Genomic DNA, 20,111 nt, shown 5'->3' on the forward strand with positions numbered 1-20,111 from the left:
GGGTCGAGCGTCGCGCCGGACGGGGTCGGGGTGTGGTCGTGGACGATGAATTGCGCCTGTCCGCCCTCGCGCTCCAGCGGCATGACCGACAGCCGGGCGGCGTCGGCCGCGACGGCGGAGCCGTAATCCCGGCGGATCATGTGCAGGCACAGATCCAGCCCGGCCGCCGCGCCGGCCGAGGTCAGGATCTGCCCGTTGTCGACGTAGAGCACGTCCGGATCCACCTCGACCTCGGGAAAGGCGACGGCTAGCGCGTCGGCGGCGGCCCAGTGCGTCGTGGCCCGCAACCCGTCGAGCAGGCCGGTGGCGGCGAGCGGAAATGTGCCGGTGCAGATGGACGCGATGCGCGTGCCGTTGTCGGCCGCCCGCCGCAGCGCGGCCTTGACCTGCCCGGGAAGCGCGAGTTCGGGGGCACTGGTACCGGGCACGACGATCGTGTCGGCGTCCGCCAAGCCATCCAGGCCGAAGGGCGCGCGCAGCAGAAAGGTCCCGGTGTCGATTTCCGGCTCGGGCGCGCAGACCCGCACGCGATAGGCGGGGCGGCCGTCGGGCAGTCGCGCCCTGGTGAAGACCTCGATCGGCGTGCTGAGGTCGAAGGGGATCACGTGGCGCAACGCGAGCACCGCGACTGTGTGCATGGCGGGAACCTACCCACTCAAGTGTCGGATCGGAAGATCGCCTAACTGGCTGAATCGCTATCTCGCCAGGCTGTGGCATGGTCAATGGACGTCGACATGCCTGGCGTTTTTCCGTTGAACATTGTCATTAACGCCACTAGGAGGCGTGACGCGGTCCCGATACGGTCGAGCAAGATCCGGTGCACGCCGGTCTCGGCACGCAGAGAGGCTCACCATGCACGTACAGATCGTGCTGTTCGACGGATTCGATCCGCTCGATGTCATCGCACCCTACGAGGTGCTCTACGCGGGCGGCACGGCTTGCGGCGGTGCGTTGACGGTGCAGTTGGTCTCGGCTGAGGGGCCACGCGAGGTGGTCAGCGGCACCGGAGGCCTCGCGCTGCGCGCCACCGGCGCCCTCGACCCGGGCCGCGCCGGGATGATTCTGGTCCCGGGGGCGTCGGGCCGTGTCGGAGAGCCCGGCGAGGTTCCCGATCTCGAGGCCGGCGCCGCGGGGGCGTGGCAGGTGGACGAGTTCATCCCGGTGCTGCTCGGACGCGCGGTGGCGACCGGGCTGTCCGCACTGCTGCGGAAAGCGGCGGACAACCCGGAAGTCACGCTCGCGGCGGTGTGCGGCGGCTCGCTCGTCCTGGCGATGGCGGGCTTGCTCGAAGGCAGGAATGCCACCACCCATTACCTGGGCTTGGACCTCCTGGAAGCCACCGGCGCCAACGCGGTCCGCGCCCGCGTCGTCGACGACGGCGACGTGGTCACCGGCGCCGGCGTCACCTCAGGCCTGGATCTCGGGCTGCACCTGCTTGAGCGGGAACTCGGCCCGCTGATAGCGCACGCCGTGGAAGAACTGTTCACCTACGAGCGGCGCGGCACTGTCTGGCGCGCGCACAGCCTCGTGCCCTCCGCACTGTAAAAACCCTGATCATCACCTCGGCGTAGCAAGGGGAACTCGAAGATGTCGGTCGAAGGAACCTGGGACCTGACCATCGCCACACCGGTCGGACGGATGAAGGCCGTCGTCGACTTGCGCCGTGAGCAAGGGGCGCTGGTCGGAAGCGCGCAGGGCCCGGGCGAGCAGGTCCCCCTGCACGATCTGGCGCTCGACGGCGACCGGCTCACCTGGCGGCAGGCGATCACGAAACCGATGCGCTTGAACCTGGATTTCGCCGTCACCATCGACGGCGACACGCTCGCCGGCACCTCCAAGGCCGGACGCCTCCCGTCATCGAAGGTCGTCGGCCGGCGCAGGAGCGCGACCTCGGTTCCCAGCCCCGAGTAGTCGCATCGCCCGGGTGCGGCCACCGATCGCCGCAGGCCCATTTCGCCGCCGGGTCCGCGCGTCCGCGTCCGCGAGCGTCAGAACATCCCGTTGTCGTTCGCGGAGACCTTCGGCACGTCCTGGATCACGTCCCAGTGCTCGACGACCTTGCCGTTCTCCAGGCGGAAGAAGTCGGCCAGCGCGCGTCCGGGGTTGTCCGGGTTGCCGGGCTCCAGGTCCAGGTGCGAGTGGGTGGCGACCATGTCGCCCTCGGCGATCACGCGCTTGATGTCCAGCTTCATGTGCGGGTACTCGCCGCGCAGCCACTTCACGAAGCCGATGAAGGCCTCCGGGCCATCCTGGGCATCTGGATTGTGTTGGACGTAGCGCGGGCCGAAGTGATCGGCGACGGCCTTCTCGGGGTCCCCGGCGAAAGCGGTGGTGTAGTAGGCGACGACGACCTGCTTGTTGCGCTCGAGGTCCGACATGACATGCTCCGATCAGAGGGTTGGCTGCCTATCTTTAGAACTTAGACTCACTATAAGTTTAGTGTAACACCATGATCGCACGCCACGACTACCCTGGGGCCATGAGCTCACACACAGTCGACTGGACTGCGCTGCGTGCCCCGTCCGTCGACGCCTCCGAGCCGACCGGGCTCAGGGAGCGCCGCAAGCGCGCAACCCGCCAGTTGCTGATCGACACCGCGACCCAGATGTGCCTGGAGCGCGGCTTCGATGCGGTGACCGTCGCGGAGATCGCCGCAGCGTGTGGGGTCTCACCGGCGACGGTGTTCAACTACTTTCCGACGAAGGAATCGTTGATCCTGGACCTTCCGGACGCGCTGATCGACGCTCTGCGCACCGCCCTCGCCGACCCCCGGAGCACACCGCTCGAGGCCATGCTGCGCATCCTGGCAGGCGAACTGGACAACCTGGTCTCCTGGCTGAACGCCCAGCACGACAGGACTTGGGCTGCCGAAGCCGTCCAGCAGTTCGAAGCCATGGTCCGAGACACCCCCTCGCTTCAGGCGCACTATCGCGACATGCTTCACCGGATGACGGTGGCGGCCTGCGAGGTCCTGGCGCGCCGGGCGGGTCTGAAGCCACAGGACCCTGAGCCGCAAATCACCGCGATCGCCCTGCTCGGGCTCTGGCCCGTCCAGGTCAACGCCTCATGCAGGCTCCTCGACGGCATCCGGACCCCCGACCAGGTCCGCGACGAGGTCATAGCCGAAGTTCACCGCGCGGCCCGCCTCCTGGAAGCTGGGCTGACGGTCCTCGAAGGAAGGACAGCAGCGCCGCCGCGCTCAGGGCTGCGGGCTACTCCTCAGTCACCCGGTGTCCGCAGTTTCGGAGCACGAGGCCGGTGACGTTCGCGGCTTCGTCGAGTATTCGACCTCGACGAAGCCGTCCCGGTCGTGCCCGACCAGACGCACCTGGCGGATCCGGGCCGAAGGCTAGAGGGCAGCCGTTGACGACGAAAACACCCGTGATCGTGCTGGCAAGGCCATCGAATCGGCGCATCCGTTGACGAGCTATCCCTTAGTCATCGCGACGGCGGTGTCGATTGCGGTGTCGATGGAGGATACCGAGTAGTTTGAGATGATGATGTGGCCGATTGCGATGGTCAGCTGGCCTGAGCCAATCGCAGCGCCTGCATTCTGAGCAGGTACACGAGTACCGCGGCCCATGATCCGTTCGACGGCGACCATTTGGTTCAGGATTTCCGGATTATTGCTGGCCTTGCCTCCGCGCCGCTTGCCGTGCAATGCGACGGACAGCGCACGCAGCTTTTGAAGCTCATCGATGAGCTGACCAAGATCGTGCTGTCTGAGCACGATTCTCCCTTTCAAAGCGACCAACAAAGGTGTGTTTGAGAGCCGGAATGCCCGTACCGCACGTGACCTATATCGCCGGTCATCTGAGGCTGGTTAACTAGGTGGGTGTATTGCGCCTAGGCCGATTCCGGGTGTCGCAGCCAACCCGATGACAACGTTGTCGTCGACTTGTACCTTACACCGGAGAGGTGAGGTCGAGCACCTCCGCATACTCACGGCCACGTTCGGGCGGCGTTCCCACGGCGATGCGGGTCAGCGCAGCCAGGACACTTTGGCGCCACGAGCCGGGAGACCTGAAAGCTTCCAGTAGTCAGACTGGCAACGTTGTCGTAAACCTTGTGTACCTCAGCTACGCTTGTCGATGTCATCGGATGTCTGCGTCGTCGACGGCGAAAGGCGGTTCAGCTCGATATGTCGGCTGGAGCGGTTCAGGACGGGGCAGGCGCCTACGCTCGGCCGACGATGAACGACGTGGCCGCCGCGGCAGGGGTCGGGCTCAAGACGGTCTCCCGGGTGGTCAACGGCGAACCGGGGGTCGCTGAGGAGACCGCGTCACGGGTACGGGCGGTCATCGACCAGCTCGGGTTCCGGCGCAACGACAGCGCCCGGCTGCTGCGCCAACGCAGACGGACACTCAGCATCGGGCTCGTCACGGAGGATCTGGCCGACCCGTTCTACTCACAGCTGGGCAGGGCGGTCGAGGAGGTCGCCCGCAGTCACGGTGCGCTGCTGCTCGCCGGCTCCTCGGATGAGGACCCGGTGCGTGAGCGCGAGTTGGCGCTGAATTTCTGCGCGCGGCAAGTTGACGGGCTCATCGTCGTGCCGGCCGGCGCCGACCACAGCTACCTGGCGCCAGAATTGGCGGCTGGGACGGCGGTGGTCAGCGTAGATCGACCGGTTAGCGGTGTGGACGTGGACACGGTCCTGGCCGACAACCGAGGCGGAATCAGGGACGGCGTCAGCCACTTCCTCAGACAGGGCCACCGAAAGATCGGCTACGTCGGTGACTCGCTGGACATCTTCACTGCTGCCGAGCGATGCACCGGCTACCGGCACGCTATGGCTGACGCAGGTCTAGACGTCGAGGAACGGTGGGTGTCTACAGGCAGGCCGGGCGCGCTGGGCGTCCGGCTCGCTTTGGATCGCATGCTGTCCGGGCCTGAACCGGTGACCGCATTACTGTGCGGGAACAACCGAACCACGGTCACTGTGCTGCGCGAGCTGGCCACCCGGCGCAACCGCCCGGCGCTGATCGGATTCGACGACTTCGAACTGGCCGACATGGTCGCGGTCCCCGTGACGGTGATCGCCCAGGACCCCACTCAGATGGGCCGCATGGCCGCAGAACTGCTGTTCCGCCGCATGCGTGGCGAGCGGGCCCCGACCCAGCGCATAGAACTGCCCACACGCCTCATTCTCCGCGGGTCCGGCGAGATCCGAGTCTGAAGCTGCCGCAGGTCCGCGTGCGGCATCCGGGGTATCGCCGCGTCCAATCTCTCGTTCTTCAGCCGTGTGGAGTCCATCTGAGCTTGACGGCCTATATGGCTGGTGCGGTTCGTGCGTGGGGTAGCTGCCCGTAGCGTGCCGGTTTTGGTCTGTCGTCGGCGATTCGACAGATGGTGTAGTCGACCATAAGTCGCCGCGCGGACGTTGGCTGGTCCGCGCGGCGGTGGTTCCCTTACTCGGTGCGGGGCTCGGACGCCGGGCCGAAGCCCGGCGTCCGAGCTCGGTTGTCAGCCGCCGAGGCGGTATTGCTGTGCGGCGCTGTTGTTGCAGTCGTAGATCTGGAGCTGGTCGCCGGGTGTCTGGCTGTTGTTGGGGTCGTCGAGGCAGCGTCCTGATTGGGGGTTGAGCAGCGACCCGTTGGACTGGCTGACCCAGGTCTGCGAGCCGGTGCCGTTGCAGTCGAACAGCTGGACCTGCGTGCCGTTCGTCGTTGCGCCGCTGCGCACGTCCAGGCATTTGCCGAAGACGCGGATGGTGTTGTCGCCGGGGGTGTACCAGCGCTGCGCATCGCTCTGGTTACAGGTGTACAGCTGCACGTTGGTCGCGGACGTCGGATCGGCGCCCGCCACGTCGACGCACAACCCACCGGGTCCGTTGATCGGGCCGGGCGGCAGCTTCCACACCTGCGCCGGGGAGGCGGTGCAGTCTTGGAGCTGTAGCTGCGCGTCTCCGGCGACCGTGTCGCCGTTAGGCACGGTGAGGCAGCGTCCTGATTGCGGGTTGAGCAGTTCGCCGTTGGTTTGGGCGATCCAGGTCTGTGAGCCGGTGGTGTTGCAGTCGTAGAGCTGGACGAGCGTTCCGTTCCCGGTGCCGGCGTTGGCGGCGTCCAGGCACTTGCCCAGGACCTGCACGGTGTTGGATGCGGTGTAGGTGATCTGCTGCGCGGGGGTGTGGTTGCAGGTGTAGAGCTGCATCGCGGTGCCGTTGGTGGTGGTGCCGCCGCGCGCGTCGAGGCACAGGCCGCCGTCGCCGATGACTTCTCCGCTGGTCGGGTTGGCGGTGGCGCTGCCGCTGAGCGTGATCGTGTGCTGCGAGCCGACCGGTAGGGCCGCGGTGACCACGGTGGTCACCCGCTGGTTCGGGTTGTAGCTCCACGCCGTCTCGGGGACCTGCACGCCGTCGATGAACACGGCGGTCGGGGCGGTCGCGTTCGACAGCCGAAGCGTGTACGCACGCTGCGTCGCTGCCCCCGGGAAGCTGCCACTGTCGGGGCCGACGGTCAGTGTCCGCGAGGAGTCGTTCCAGGAGATCGGTGTGGTGGTCGACTGGCCGCTCTGGTAGCCGGTGCCCTCGCCGGCGTCCTGGTAGAGCGGGAACGAGCCATTCGCGCCCGCCGCGACCGAGAGCGTGACCTGGGTGAGCGGCGACGCGGCGGCGTCCTGGACGTAGTTCGTGCGGGCCGGCATGATCCCGCCGTCCTTGATCAGCACCGGCATCTGGGAGAGCGGGTCGGTGATGGTCGCGGTGGTCGGGCCGGTGTAGCTGGTGCCGGTGAAGTAGTCGGTCCAGGTGCCCGGCGGGATCCAGGCGCTGACCGAGCCGTTGCCGTTCGCGTCGTCGGGCGAGGTGATCGGGGCGACGAGCACGTTGTCGCCGTAGAGGTACTCCTGGTTGTAGGTGTACGCCTCGGCGTTGGTCGGGTAGTCCAGGTACAGGGGCCTGATGATCGGGACGCCGGTGGCGTTGGCCTGTGCGGCGAGGGTGTAGGTGTAGGGGACCAGGGCTTCGCGTAGCCGCAGGAACCGTTCGGCGCTGGCGTCGGCGGCGGCTCCGTAGTTCCAGGGCAACCGGTCGCCGTGGTCGGAGTGCAGGCGGTCGATCGGCTGGAAGGTGCCCAGCTGCACCCAGCGTGCGTACATGTCGTCGGCCAGGTGGCCGCCGTGGAAGCTGCCGATGTCGTTGCTGACGTTCGAGATCCCGGCTGCCGCCTCGTCACCGGCGAAGTGCGCCTCCAGCGCCAGCATCGCCCAGGTGGCCTCGGTGTCTCCGGTGAACTGCATGGTGTTGCGCCGCTCGGACCAGGGGCCGAGCGCGTAGCTGCCGGAGTCGGAGGCCTGCTCGGAGGAGCCGATGCGGCCGAAGGAGAAGCCGCGCAGCCCGCGGGCCGCGCCGTCCTGCGCGTAGGCCTGGTTGATGAAGTTGTCCGGGGCGACGTGCGGGTCGCTGGCGGTGGAGTTGCCGCAGCTGGTGCAGTAGTCCAGCCACCACTCGCGCACACCCTGCTGTTCGAACGGGTGGTGCAGGGCGAAGTACGCGGACAGTTGGCTGGGGTTGGACCAGTCGAACTCGTAATCGCCGCCGCGCGAGGGATCGGGCGAGAGCCCGCCGGCGGCCGCGTTGGTCGCAGGGAACTGCGGGTCCGAGCCGGAGATGCCGGTGTGGATGTTGAACGCCGTCTGGAGGCCCTGCTGCTGCGTCCAGGCCATGAAGGCGCTGGGATCGGGGAACAGCGAGCTGTTCCAGTTCCAGCCGTTCCACTGGTTGGGCGCCTTCCAGTCGGTATCCACCACCAGCCAGTCGATCGGCGTGAACGTGCTGCGGAAGGTCGGCAGCAGCGTGTTCTCGTAGTCGGCGGCCGTGTACGCGTAGTAGCGCGAGTACCAGACCCCGTACGCGGACTGCGGCAGCAGATTCGTCCCGCCGGTCAGGGCGTTGAGATCGGACAGGCCCTGCTTGTAGTTGCTTCCGTAGCCGAAGAAGTAACCATCCTGATACGGCTGGCCGCCGTGGCTCGGCCGGTCGGTGACGGTGCCGCCCGAGTTGAGCAGCGCGGAGCGCGAGTCGTCGAGCAGATACCAGCCGTCGCGGTCCAGGATCCCGGGCCGCTCGGTCGCGGTCGCCGGAGCCTGGTTGTCCAGCGAGCTGGCCCAGCCGCCGAGCGTGTCGGTGGGACCCGCGCCGTAGGCGGTGGTCAGCAGCGCACTCGATGCGCCGGGCGCGGGATATGCGGCACCGGGTGCGGTGACGGCGAGGCTGTCGAGGTTCACGTTGCCGCTGTCGGACGACTTCATCACGACGCTGATCGTGTTCACCCCGGCGTTGAGCGAGACCGGTACCGACACGGTGGACCAGGTGTCCCACGACCCCGTGATCGGCAGGCTCAGCGTCGGGCCGGGCGCGCCGTCGACCGTGGTCGACAGGGTGCGCGTGGTGTTCTGTCCATCGCCGCCGGTCGAATTCGCGTACCGGACGCTGAGCTGATAGGTCCCGGCGGAGGGCACCGCGGAGACGTCCTGCTGGACGGCGCTGTTCGGTTGGCTGAATCCGGCGACGAACCCGGACCCGGTGTGGTTGCTGTGATCGTACGCGGTCATCGCGCCCCAGCTCAGCAGGCCGTCCTCGGCCTCGCAGGCTGTGCCGAACGCGCAGTAGGACGGGAACGACGGCGCGGCGGTCACATTCGTGCCCGAGACCGCGATCGAGGTGTTCGCGGCGGTGAACGGACCGCTGCCCTCGCGATACCGCAGCGTCAGGGCACTGGTGATGATCTCGCGGTAGCCGTTGCTGACGTCGGTGGTGAACGGCACGGCCGGGAACGAACGGTTCACCGCGTTGAACGTCGCAGCGTCCTGAAACTGGCCGTCTCCGGCGTACTCCATGCGGATCAGCGTCGGGCTCAGCACCTCGAACCGGGCACTACCGTCGATCACGGCCGTGGACGCGGCAGTCGGCGCAGTACCGACGGTCGCCGACGCGGTGGAGGTGAGCATGGCTGACGCCGCGAGGGACATGACGGCCGCGAAAACAGTGCCGATCGCTGCGCGGCGCTTTCGGCGCGGGCTGATTCGTGTGCGCGCCGAGGCGTCATAGGAGGCGGTGCGCCTCAAGGGGAAGGTGGTGCGTGGTGAGCGTGGGTACATGCCTGCTCCACAAGATCGAGAAACTCCGCCAAAGCCGGCCCCTGATCGGCGTTCTGCAGGCGCCGATCACCGAAGCCACCGCCCCGGGCGACACCGACAACGTTGTCAGATCGTATTTAGCAAAAATCCAGGCGCCGAGGAACTACCAGTGAGAGATCATGTCGGCGCCTTCCTTCAGTGTGCAGGTCCCGGGCGCGCGCCGATCGCCGGAAGCGTTTACGCTGCATCGCTGGAGTATGAGGGCCCGCCGTCAAGCCGTCAATGCCGATCCGCCGACCGCACGAAATTGCGTCAAGCTTTTCAATTTTGCGGCAGAAATCTTGCACAAATAAACAAGTTGCTTCAGGTGAAGCGGCGTGTTGCAGCGTAAGCCCTGGAAGGCGCTGGGAAGGCCGGGGGAATGCGGGCTCGGACCGGCGCCTCATTCGTCTTGACAGCCGGTGTGCGCGGTGCGTGAATGTGCGTCGGAACGTCAGCCTGACAACGTTGTCGGGTGGGGTTGCCAGGTTGGGTTGTCAGGCTGCGTTCCTTTGTCACGCTATTTCGATTATCACGCTGCTGCGATGGGCCTTTGCCTCGCGCCTACCCGCACCGTCATTGCTGTCCGCTACTCCAGCTCCGCCGCAGCGTGACCGAGTGCCTCCTGGAGGCGACTGCATGACGCTCATCCGAAATCCGCGGCGGCGCGGCCCTGGCCGCGGCCGCGATGCGTCACGGAGCCGGCGGGTGACCGCGGTGTTCGCGGCCGGCGCCAGTGCCGCCGCGCTGGCCTGCTCCTTCGCCGCTCCGGCCCAGGCCGCCACGGCGGCCGCGCTGGTGACCGACCCCGCGTCGCTGGTCAACCCGTTCATCGGCACGACCAACTCGTCAGACGACTTCCCCGGTGCGGACTCGCCGCTCGGCATGGTCCAGTGGAGTCCAGACACCCCCTCACGCCCAGATGGCGGGGGTTACGAGTACAACGACTCCTCGATCACCGGATTCAGCCTTACGCACCTCGCCGGACCCGGCTGCGGCGCGGCCGGCGATATACCGGTCCTGCCGACTGTCGGCTCGGTGAACACCTCCGCGACCGACTCGTTCTCCCATGCCAACGAGTCTGCCAACGCCGGGTACTACTCCGTGTCCTTGGACAACGGCGTCAAGACCGAACTGACCACCACGACCCGCACCGGCATGGCCCGCTTCACCTTCCCGGCCACGACGCAGGCGAACCTGATCTTCAAACTGAACGGCAGCCAGAACGGCGACTCCAACACCCAGTTCAACGTTCTGAGCAACACCGAGGTCAGCGGGCAGGTCACCAGCGGCAACTTCTGCAGTGGCGGTAACAGCTACACCGTCTACTTCGACATGCGGTTCAGCCAGTCGTTCGCGAACAACGGCACGGCCGCAGTTCCGCTGACCGCGAAGCCTGCGGCCACCTCCGGTGCGGACAAGAACGCGCCCGAGACACCGAACAAGCCGACCCTGCACGGCACGCCGCCGAAGGCAAAGTCGAAGGCCGGTACGGCAACGCCGAACGCCTCGGCGAACAACGGATACGTCACCTTCAACACCACCGGCAACCAGACCGTCCTGGCCAAGGTCGGCCTCTCGTACGTGTCGATCGCCAACGCCCAGGCCAATCTCTCGGCGGAGAACCCGAACTGGGACTTCACCGGCACCCAGTCCGCCGCGCACGCCGCCTGGAACACGCTGCTCGGGCGGGCACAGATCGGCGGAGGCACCAACGCCCAGCAGCAGGAGTACTACACCGCCCTGTACCACTCGCTGCTGCACCCGAACGTGATCAGCGACAGCAACGGGCAATACCCCGGATTCGACGGCTCGGTGCACACCGCGGATGCAGGGCACTCCGCCGCCTATGGGAACTACTCCGGCTGGGACATCTACCGCAGCCAGGCCCAACTCGAAGCCCTGATCGACCCGCAGGCCGCATCGGACACCGCGCAGTCGATGATCGACGACTACGCGCAGACCGGCCAGTTCCCCAAGTGGTCCGAGAACAGCGGCGAAACCTACGTCATGGTCGGTGATCCGGCAGACGCAATCATCGCCGACTACTACGCCTTCGGCGCGCGCAACTTCGACACGGCCACCGCCCTGAACGACATGATCGCCGAGGCTACCAACGCCAGCAAAGTGCGGCCCGGGCTGAACTACCTGGCCGCCCCCGGCTACATGCCGCACGACGGCTCGTACGGGTGCTGCAACTTCTACGGCCCGGTCTCCACCACGCTCGAATACAACACCGCCGACTTCGCGCTCTCCGCGTTCGCCGGGGCGCTGGGCAACGGCGGCGCTCAGGCCACCTTCGCCAACCGGGCGCAGGAGTGGCGCAACGTGCTCGACCCCAACAGCGGCTTCGACGCGCCCCGAAACGCCAACGGGACCTGGCTGACCGCCTTCGATCCCACCAGCGGCAACGACTTCGTCGAGGCCGACTCGTTCATTTACACCGGAATGGTGCCCTTCAACCTGGCGGGCCTTGCCGTGGCCAAGGGCGGCAACACGGCCATGAACCACTACCTGGACACCGTGCTGCGCAGCTTCACCGGCGCCAACGGCTACGCCTGGGTCGGCAACGAACCCAGCATCGAGCTGCCGTGGGAGTACGACTACACCGGCGCACCGTACAAGACCCAGAGCACTGTGCGCGCGATTCAGGACCAGATCTGGACCGACACCCCGAGCGGCCTGGCCGACGGCAACGACGACCTCGGCGAGATGAGCTCCTGGTTCGTCTGGTCCGCGCTCGGCATGTACCCGGAGACCCCGGGCACCGCCGACCTCGCCCTCGGCTCGCCGATGTTCAGCCAGGCCGTGCTCACCCTGCCCAGCGGCGGCACCCTGACCATCAACGGCAACGGCGCGGCGGACAACGCCCCATATGTGCAGTCCGCGACGTGGAACGGCGGGGCATGGAATAACGCCTACGCGCCCGGCGGGGCGATCAGCAGCGGCGGCACGCTCACCTACAACCTGAGCACGAGCCAGAACACCTCGTGGGCGTCGGCCGCGAACCAGGCCCCGCCCTCCTACGGCGGCAACACGGTCGCGCCGGCCAGTCCCCGGGTCGGCCCGATCACCTCAGGCGTCTCCGCCGGCCTGTGCGTCGACGACTCCCAGTCCTCCACCAGCGACGGCAGCCACGTGCAAATCTACGGCTGCGACCAAACCGCCGCCCAGGACTGGGTCATCACCACCGACGGCACCCTGCGCACATTGGGCAAATGCCTAGACGTCTCCGGCGGCGCCACCACGCCGGGCACCCTGGTCCAGCTCTACGGGTGCAACAACACCGGCGCCCAGCTGTGGACACAGGGCGCCAACGGCTCACTGGTCAACCCCCAGTCAGGGCTCTGTCTCGAAGACCCCAACGCCACCACCGTCAACGGCACCCAACTGCAGATCAACACCTGCAACAACAGCGCAGCCCAGAACTGGACGCTGCCGCCCACGCCGGCCACACGCACCGGAGCGATCACAGCCGGGGTCGGCAACAACCTGTGCGTGGATGACAACGGAGCCCTCACCGCCGACGGCACCGCCATCCAGATCTACACCTGCAACCAGACTCCCGCGCAGACGTGGACTCTCGCACCCGACAACACGCTCCAAGTCCTGGGCTCCTGCATGGATGCCGCCCAAAGCGGCACCACCAACGGAACCCTCATCCAGCTCTACCACTGCAACCACACCGGCGCCCAACAATGGCGCGCCACCACCTCCGGCCAACTGATCAATATCCATTCCGGCCTCTGCCTCGATGACCCCAACGCCACCACCACACAACGCACCCAACTTCAGCTCTACACCTGCGACAACACCCCGGCGCAGGTCTGGAACCTGCCCTCCTGACGAATAAGCGCCAACCACGGGCGGCGAGACGATCACCGACTCGCCGCCCACTGCGCTGGGTCGGGCCGAGCGTGACCTGTGGCTCGGCCCAGCGCCGAACCATTGCGGCGCTCGAGGAACAACTCGAGCGCCGCGCCGGCTGGCGCCTGACGCGTCGACGCCTTTTCCCTCCCAATTCGCCCACTCCTCCGTGCAGGCCCGCCGTGCGCGCCCTGCTCGGCTACTGCGGCATCACCATTCCACCCGCACTACGTGCGCATCGCCCTTCGCCCCTGTGAAAGACGGAACATGACCACACCCACATCCCCTCCGAGTCCCAGACCCGCGTTCCACACCTCGCGGCAACGGTGGCGCGCTGCGTTATTCGGTGTCGCGGCTGGCGCCCTGCTCGTGCCGCTGGCGCTGCCCGGATTCGCGCAGGCTGCCGCCGTCCGGCCCGCTACGGCCGCCACGTCCGACACTTCCCCGGTGAATCTGTCCACGAAGATCGACGCGGAGAAGGGGGTGGCTCGGAAGGGTGCGACGGTCGTCGCCGGTAACGCCCGCTTCGAGGTGCTGTCCCCCGAGGTGATCCGGCTCGAGTACTCGACTGATGGCAGTTTCCTGAATCAGCCCACCTTCACCGTTCTGGACCGCGACTTCCCGGTGCCGGCTTATACCGAGACTGAGAGCAACGGCTGGCTGCAACTGAGCACCAGCGACGTCGTGCTGCGCTACCGGCTCGGCTCCGGGGCGTTCAGCCCGGCCAACACCCAGCTGCAATTGCTGCACCCGCTGCAGGGCTCCTCGCCGACGGTCTCGCCGACGTGGCCCGGAGAGTGCACCTACGGCCAGACCTGCCAGTCCACCGCGGCGGCGTTGAGCGGCGGCGCGGTCATCGCCTCCGACCACACCGGAAACCAGAGCACCGCGGGATTCGTGGCCGGATTCGGGGCGACCGGTTCGACCGCGTCCTGGCAACTGCTCGGCGCGACGGCTGGAGCCGCCGAGGTGACGATCCGCTACGCGAACTACATCGGCGCGATCGGCGGACCCGCACCACGCACGATGAGCCTCGTGGTCAACGGCACCGCGACTCAGGTCACGCTGCCGGCCACCTCCAGCTGGGACGACTGGTCCACCGTGCAAGTCCCCGTCACCCTGGGGTCAGGCAGCAACGCCGTCGACGTCACATGCGCGACAGGTGACGACTGCAACGTGAACATCGATGACATAGCCGTCACCCCGACTGGCGGCGCGGCCACCTCGTTCACGCCCGCGAATCCGCTCGGCGGCTATCTGCGCTCTTTCGACTCGACGAACGGCAGCTACAGCGCCTCCCCGAACTGCGGCAGCGGGCAGTCCGGCGCCACCTGCCAGGCGCCGATCCCCTTGATGGCGCCCGGCCTGCTCGACAAGTCCGGGTGGTACTTGCTCGACGACACGCGATCGGACGTGTGGACCTCGGACGGCTGGATCGCACCGCGGCCGACCGGCGACGTCGAGGACGGATACCTGTTCGGCTACGGCCAGAACTACACCTCCGCGCTGAGCGACCTGGCCAAGCTGACCGGTCCCGCGCCGCTGCTGCCCGAATACCTGTTCGGCAACTGGCTCTCCCGTTATTACCCGTACTCGACGTCCGACTACGAGGACCAGATCCTTCCGCAGTACCAGGCGAACGGGGTCTCCCTGGACACGCTCTCGGTCGACACGAACTGGAAGAGCCCGAACACCTGGGACGGCTGGGAGTGGAACCCGAGTCTGTTCCCTGATCCGCAGTCGTTCCTGGCCTGGGCCAAGGCCCAGGAGATCCACGTCGATCTCAATATCCACTCCAGCATCGCGACGAACGACCCTGAATACGCCGAGGCCCAGGACATCGCCGGCGGAACTCTTCAGCCCGGCCCCTGCGGCGTCTCCGGCGGCTGCGCCGTGTTCGACTGGAGCAACGTCGCACAGGCCGAAGCCAACTTCGCGCTCCAGCAGCCGCTCTACAACGCCGGCGCGGCTTTCACCTGGCTGGACTGGTGCTGCGACGCCAGCACCGTCTCACTGCCGGGCGCGACGCCGGACAGCTGGATCAACCACCTGTACGCACAGCAGATGGTCAACACCGGTCAGCGCGGATTCGTGCTCTCCCGGATCGGCGCCTCGCTGCAGAATTCGCAGGCCGGCGCCTACCCGACCGGCGCATGGGCGGACCACCGCTCGGCGGTCGCGTTCACCGGCGACACCTGGAGCACCTGGAACACCCTCGCGATGGAGGCGCAGCTGGCCCAGGACGAGACCGCGATCGGCGAACCTTACGTCAGCGACGACATCGGCGGCTTCCTCGGCGCGCCGAACGGCGGCTCGAACGACCCGGACGACCTGTACCTGCGCTGGCTGCAGCTCGGCACCTTCCAGCCGATCATGCGCGAGCACTCGAACGGGGTGGACAGGGGCCAGAACGCGCGCCTGCCCTGGGAGTACGACAGTGCCACCCAGGCGATCGGCGACCAATTCCTGCAGTTGCGCGAGCAACTCGTGCCCTACCTCTACACGCTCGCACAGCAGGCCTCGAGTTCCGGCTTGCCGATGACGCAGCCGCTGTACCTCGACTACCCGGACCAGCCCGCCGCGTACGACAATCCGACCGAGTACCTGCTCGGCCAGGACATGCTGGTGGCTCCGGTCACCACCCCCGGCCAAGTGGCGACGACCACCGTATGGCTCCCGCCAGGCCAGTGGACGGACTGGTTCACCGGCGCGACGTTCCAAGGGCCCTCGACCCAGACCTTTGAGGTTCCGGACAGCCGGATGCCGGTGTTCGTGAAGGCGGGCGGGATCGTTCCGCTGCAGCCAGCCACCGGCCACGCACAGGACGCCGGATCCGCGCCGCTCACCCTGCGCGTGTTCGGCGGCGCTGACGGCCGGTACTCGATGTACGACGACGCCGGGACCGGCCTCGGCTACCAGACACGTCAGGACACTTTGACGCCGATCGTCTTCACGGTCGACGACCCGAGCAAGTCGACCATCAAGATCGACCCGGCACGCGGCACCTACCCCGGCGCACCAAGTAGCCGGTCGTACACCGTCGACCTCGTCGACATCTCCGCACCGCATGCGGTGCAGGCGGACGGCAAGACCCTGCCATCCTCGGACTGGAGCTACGACGCGGCCACGCACACCCTGAAGGTCGTCGTCGGTTCCGTGCCGACCAACCACACCGAGACCATCACCCAGATCGGCGGCACGGCAGTGCAGGCGGCCGAACCTGCGGCGACGGCGCTGACGATCGACCCCGCCGACAGCCTGAACGTCGCGCCCGGTTCGACCACGACGGTCAGCTCCACCTTCACCGACAGCGGCCCGGGCGCGGTCGACAACGTCCAGCTCGCCCTGAACGTGCCGGCCGGCTGGCAGGCCACCGCGACCACGCCGTCGACCGCGAGCAGCCTGACCGCCGGTGGGACGTTGACGGCGAGCTGGTCGGTCACCGCACCGGCCTCCTCGTCCGGGCAGCTGCAGACGGCGACGCTGAGCGCGGCGGCAACTTACACGGACGCCGTCTCCGGTCAGACGGTGACAGATACAGCCGCCCAGGTCCCGGCGCCCGCGATCACATCGGTCTCGCCGAGCACGGCGTCCGCGGGCCAGGTTGTCACCGTCACCGGTACAGGCTTCGGCGCGAAGCAGGACGGCAGCTACCTGACGTTCAGCGACGAAGGCACCAACTGGGGTGCTCCGCCCGACGCCGCCACCTTCAGTATCGACAGCTGGAGCGACACCCAAATCACATTCACCGTCCCGCAACCCTCTGGCGACAACGGGGTCTGGCACGTCGTCCCAGGCTCCACCGCGACGATCACAGTCACCAGCCCTCTTGGAACCGTCTCCAACACCGCGACCTTGACCATCGGCAACTAAACCGCGGAGCGGCTGCGGCCGTCGATGACGGCGGGCAGCGCGCCAGGCTCGAATGCCTGGCGCGCTGCTCGCGACATTCAGGCTTGGCGGCGGAGGACGCGCGAATTGCCCGAGGACAGATCTCGACGCTCAGACGACAATCCCGTGTGGCGCGTAGGCGACCGTGCCGGTCCGATCAGGCCCGAAAGTCGGTAGCGCATCGCGCGTCCGGATATTGCGCAAACGGTGCCGTGTCGCGCGCAAGTCCGTCGCAAATCGCCGGAAGTGCTGCTTGAGCTGGGCAAATGACCGCAGTGCCATGTCATAATATGGTTATGACGCGCAGACTCGCCGAAGTGGCCAGAAAAGTCGGCGTGAGCGAGGCGACGGTCAGCCGGGTGCTCAACAACAAGAGCGGTGTCTCGGACGCCACCCGGCAGGCGGTGCTCACCGCCTTGGATGTACTCGGCTACGAGCGTCCCACGCAGCTTCGCGGCGTGCGCGCCCGACTGATCGGGCTGGTGATGCCCGAGTTGCAGAATCCGATCTTCCCGGCGCTCGCGGAGGTCGTCGGCGGCGCATTGGTGCAGCTCAGTTTCACGCCGGTGCTGTGTACGCGCACCGCCGGCGGGCTGACCGAGGCCGAGTACGTGACGATGCTGCTGGACCAGCAGGTCTCCGGCGTGGTGTTCTGCGGCGGCCTTAGCGCGGAGGAATACCAGCAGCTGTTGGAGCGTAGTGTGCCGGTCGTGCTGCTGAACGCGGCGGTCGACTATGCCGACATTCAGCGCGCTCGGTCGCTGGGCGGACAGGTGGCTTTCCCGCAGGTGTCGACGGACGACGCGGCCGCGGTCGAACGGGCCTTCGTGCACCTGCGCTCCTTGGGCCACCGGCGCATCGGCCTGCTCGTCGGCCCGGCGAACCACAGCCCCTCGGTGCGCAAGAGCGCCGCGTTCACCGCGCTGACGGCCAAGGCCGGTATGGACGCCTCGCGGCGTATCGGCCACGCGCTGTTCTCGTTCGAGGGCGGCCAGGCGGTGGCCAGCGACCTGCTGCGCGCCGGAGCCACCGCGCTGATCTGCGGCAGCGACATCCTGGCGCTCGGCGCGGTGCGGGCCGCCCGCAGGCTCGGGCTCGACGTGCCCAGAGACGTGTCCGTGGTCGGTTACGACGACTCGGCGTTCATGAACTACACCGATCCGCCGCTGACCACGCTGCGCCAGCCGATCGAGGCGATGGCGCGGGCCGCGGTCACCCTGCTGGTCAATCAGATCAGCGGCGCCCAGCCCACTCCGCGCGAGCTGCTGCACGAGCCGGAGTTGGTGGTGCGTGGCTCGACCGGTCCGTGTGACGACGGCGTGGTACCGCTGGTGCGTAACCATCCGGTCGCTGTCTAGGAAAATCCTCCCGCTGTGCGGGAGGGCCATTTCGTCGGGGCGTTGCGTCCGAATGGCCCCTCTTCAAAGTTGGCCGTGGCGGCGAAGGATCGCGCGGCGGGGGCGCCTTTCCCCACCGCGCGATCTACAGCCGCCATAGAGCCACGGCCAACGTTGAAGAACCCGAATGGCTACCGCGTGCGCAGCCAGACGGCCGCGTCCGCCGGGAGCGTGTCGGTACGCTGCGGTAGCGGCACGCTGGCGAGGATCACGGACGCATACTCGGGCAGCCGGACGCGCTGCTTCGACAGGTTCACCACACACCTCAGCGTTCCCCGACGGAAGTCGAGCACCTCGCCGTCAGGACCCGAATGCCAGGAAAGGGATCCGCCGTGCAGCGCGGTCTCTTCGCGACGCAGACGCAGGGCGGTGCGGTAGAACTCCAGCATCGAGTCGGGTACGCCGGTCAACGCCTCTACGGTATGCGCGGCCCACTCGGCGGGCTGGGGCAGCCAGGGCTGAACGGTCGCGCTCTGCGGGCTGAAGCCGAACGGGGGCGCGGTGTCGCTCCACGGCAGCGGCACCCGGCAGCCGTCGCGGCCCACGTCCGCGCCGCCGCTGCGGTGGAAGAACGGGTCCTGACGCTGCTCATCGGGTATCGCGCTGACCTCCCACAGGCCCAACTCCTCGCCCTGATACAGGTAGCAGGAACCCGGCAGCGCCAGGTTCAGCAACAGCGCGGCGCGTGCCCGCCGCGTCCCCAACTCCAGGTCCGTCGGCGCGCCGTGCTGCCACGGGCTGCGGCCCATCGCGCTGTCCTCGCGGCCGTAGCGGGTGACGTGCCGCGTGACGTCGTGATTGGACAGCACCCACGTCGCCGGCGCGTCGACCGGGGCGTGCGCCTCCAGCGTCGCATCGATGACGGCGCGAAGCCTGGGAGCGTCCCACGGACAGTTGAGGTAGTCGAAGTTGAAGGCCGCGTGCATCTCGTCAGGCCTCAGATACGCCGCGAAGCGCTCCGCGTCGGCCAGCCAGACCTCGCCGATCAGTGCCCTGGGTTCCGGGTAGCTCTCGGCCACGGCGCGCCAGGCGCGGTAGATCTCGTGCACCTCGTCGCGGTCGACGAAGGGGTGCGGGCCGGACGGCTCGGCGCGGTCGAAGTCGGGCAGCAGCGGGTCCTTGGCCGGCATGGTGGCCGAGTCGATCCGCACCCCGTCGGCGCCCCGGTCGAACCAGAAGCGCAGGATGTCCTCGTGTTCCGCGCGCACCCGCGGATTGTTCCAGTTCAGATCGGGCTGTTCGGCGGCGAACAGGTGCAGGTACCACTGGCCGGGCATCCCGTCCGGCTCGGTGACCCGGGTCCAGGCCGGGCCGCCGAACTCCGACTTCCAGTCGTTGGGCGGCAGCTCGCCGTGCGCGCCGCGGCCCGGCCGGAACCAGAACAGCTCGCGCTCGGGCGAGCCGGGACCGGCGTCGAGCGCCGCGCGGAACCATGAGTGCTGATCCGAGCAGTGGTTCGGCACGACGTCCACGATGATACGCAGCCCCAGCGCGTGCGCCTCGTCGATCAGCGCCTCCGCCTCGGCGAGGGTGCCGAAGACCGGGTCGATGCTGCGGTAGTCCGCGACGTCGTAGCCGGCGTCCGCCATCGGCGAGGCGTACCAGGGATTGAACCAGAGCGCATCAACACCCAGCGAGGCCAGGTACGGCAGTCCGGAGCGGACGCCGGCCAGGTCCCCCACGCCGTCGCCGTTGGCGTCGGCGAACGAGCGCAGGTACACCTGGTAGATCACGGCGTCGCGCCACCAGGCTGTCCTGTCGCGCGTCGGGGCCCCTGGCGCTGGGACTGCTTGCGTGTCGATGGCCATGGCTGCAGTGCTCCTCACGTGCATGCTGAAATCA

General features: G+C 67.8%; 12 protein-coding genes. 7 read left to right on the forward strand and 5 right to left on the reverse strand.

Annotated features, from left to right (window positions below; translation table 11 throughout):
- Positions 1-638, reverse strand: a 638-nt coding sequence (locus VGZ32_RS11730; protein WP_326885979.1) for an AraC family transcriptional regulator, incomplete at its 3' end; no start/stop codon positions are given.
- A gap of 214 nt (positions 639-852) precedes the next feature.
- On the opposite strand from VGZ32_RS11730, the gene VGZ32_RS11735 reads away from it, so the two are divergent.
- Positions 853-1,545, forward strand: coding sequence for a DJ-1/PfpI family protein (locus VGZ32_RS11735; protein ID WP_326885980.1), 693 nt, complete (start codon positions 853-855; stop codon positions 1,543-1,545).
- A 42-nt stretch (positions 1,546-1,587) separates the two neighbouring features.
- Positions 1,588-1,911 (forward strand): hypothetical protein, encoded by a 324-nt coding sequence (locus tag VGZ32_RS11740; protein ID WP_326885981.1) that lies wholly within the window; start codon positions 1,588-1,590, stop codon positions 1,909-1,911.
- A gap of 77 nt (positions 1,912-1,988) precedes the next feature.
- On the opposite strand, the gene VGZ32_RS11745 is transcribed toward VGZ32_RS11740, so the two are convergent.
- Positions 1,989-2,378, reverse strand: a complete 390-nt coding sequence (locus VGZ32_RS11745) for a nuclear transport factor 2 family protein (RefSeq protein ID WP_326885982.1) — start codon at positions 2,376-2,378, stop codon at positions 1,989-1,991.
- Between the two features lie 101 nt (positions 2,379-2,479).
- Here VGZ32_RS11745 and VGZ32_RS11750 point away from each other — a divergent pair, with 101 nt between their 5' ends.
- Positions 2,480-3,262: a TetR/AcrR family transcriptional regulator gene (locus VGZ32_RS11750; RefSeq protein WP_326885983.1), complete on the forward strand. Its 783-nt coding sequence runs from the start codon at positions 2,480-2,482 to the stop codon at positions 3,260-3,262.
- Positions 3,263-3,427: 165 nt separating this feature from the next.
- On the opposite strand, the gene VGZ32_RS11755 is transcribed toward VGZ32_RS11750, so the two are convergent.
- Positions 3,428-3,730 (reverse strand): hypothetical protein, encoded by a 303-nt coding sequence (locus VGZ32_RS11755; RefSeq protein ID WP_326885984.1) that lies wholly within the window; start codon positions 3,728-3,730, stop codon positions 3,428-3,430.
- Positions 3,731-4,192: 462 nt separating this feature from the next.
- Between VGZ32_RS11755 and VGZ32_RS11760 the strand changes: the two genes are divergently transcribed.
- On the forward strand, positions 4,193-5,176 hold the full coding sequence (locus VGZ32_RS11760) for a LacI family DNA-binding transcriptional regulator (protein ID WP_326885985.1): 984 nt from the start codon (positions 4,193-4,195) through the stop codon (positions 5,174-5,176).
- 287 nt (positions 5,177-5,463) lie between these two features.
- Here VGZ32_RS11760 and VGZ32_RS11765 read toward each other — a convergent pair whose 3' ends face one another.
- Entirely contained in the window at positions 5,464-9,096 is a 3,633-nt protein-coding gene (locus VGZ32_RS11765) for a ricin-type beta-trefoil lectin domain protein (protein ID WP_326885986.1), read from the reverse strand.
- A gap of 726 nt (positions 9,097-9,822) precedes the next feature.
- Here VGZ32_RS11765 and VGZ32_RS11770 point away from each other — a divergent pair.
- The 3 genes from VGZ32_RS11770 (at position 9,823) to VGZ32_RS11780 (ending at position 18,230) form a co-directional block, all read left to right on the forward strand.
- Complete coding sequence (locus VGZ32_RS11770) at positions 9,823-12,960, forward strand: lectin (RefSeq protein ID WP_326885987.1); 3,138 nt, start codon at positions 9,823-9,825, stop codon at positions 12,958-12,960.
- 468 nt (positions 12,961-13,428) lie between these two features.
- A complete protein-coding gene (locus VGZ32_RS11775) occupies positions 13,429-16,854 on the forward strand; it encodes a TIM-barrel domain-containing protein (protein ID WP_326885988.1) in 3,426 nt (1,141 codons plus the stop codon).
- A gap of 314 nt (positions 16,855-17,168) precedes the next feature.
- Positions 17,169-18,230 (forward strand): LacI family DNA-binding transcriptional regulator, encoded by a 1,062-nt coding sequence (locus VGZ32_RS11780; protein WP_326885989.1) that lies wholly within the window; start codon positions 17,169-17,171, stop codon positions 18,228-18,230.
- 170 nt (positions 18,231-18,400) lie between these two features.
- On the opposite strand, the gene VGZ32_RS11785 is transcribed toward VGZ32_RS11780, so the two are convergent.
- Complete coding sequence (locus tag VGZ32_RS11785) at positions 18,401-20,077, reverse strand: glycoside hydrolase family 13 protein (RefSeq protein WP_326885990.1); 1,677 nt, start codon at positions 20,075-20,077, stop codon at positions 18,401-18,403.
- Positions 20,078-20,111 lie beyond the last annotated feature (34 nt).

The sequence above is a fragment of the Actinocrinis sp. genome (genome assembly GCF_035938995.1).
Taxonomy (GTDB): Bacteria; Actinomycetota; Actinomycetes; order Streptomycetales; family Catenulisporaceae; genus DASZGI01.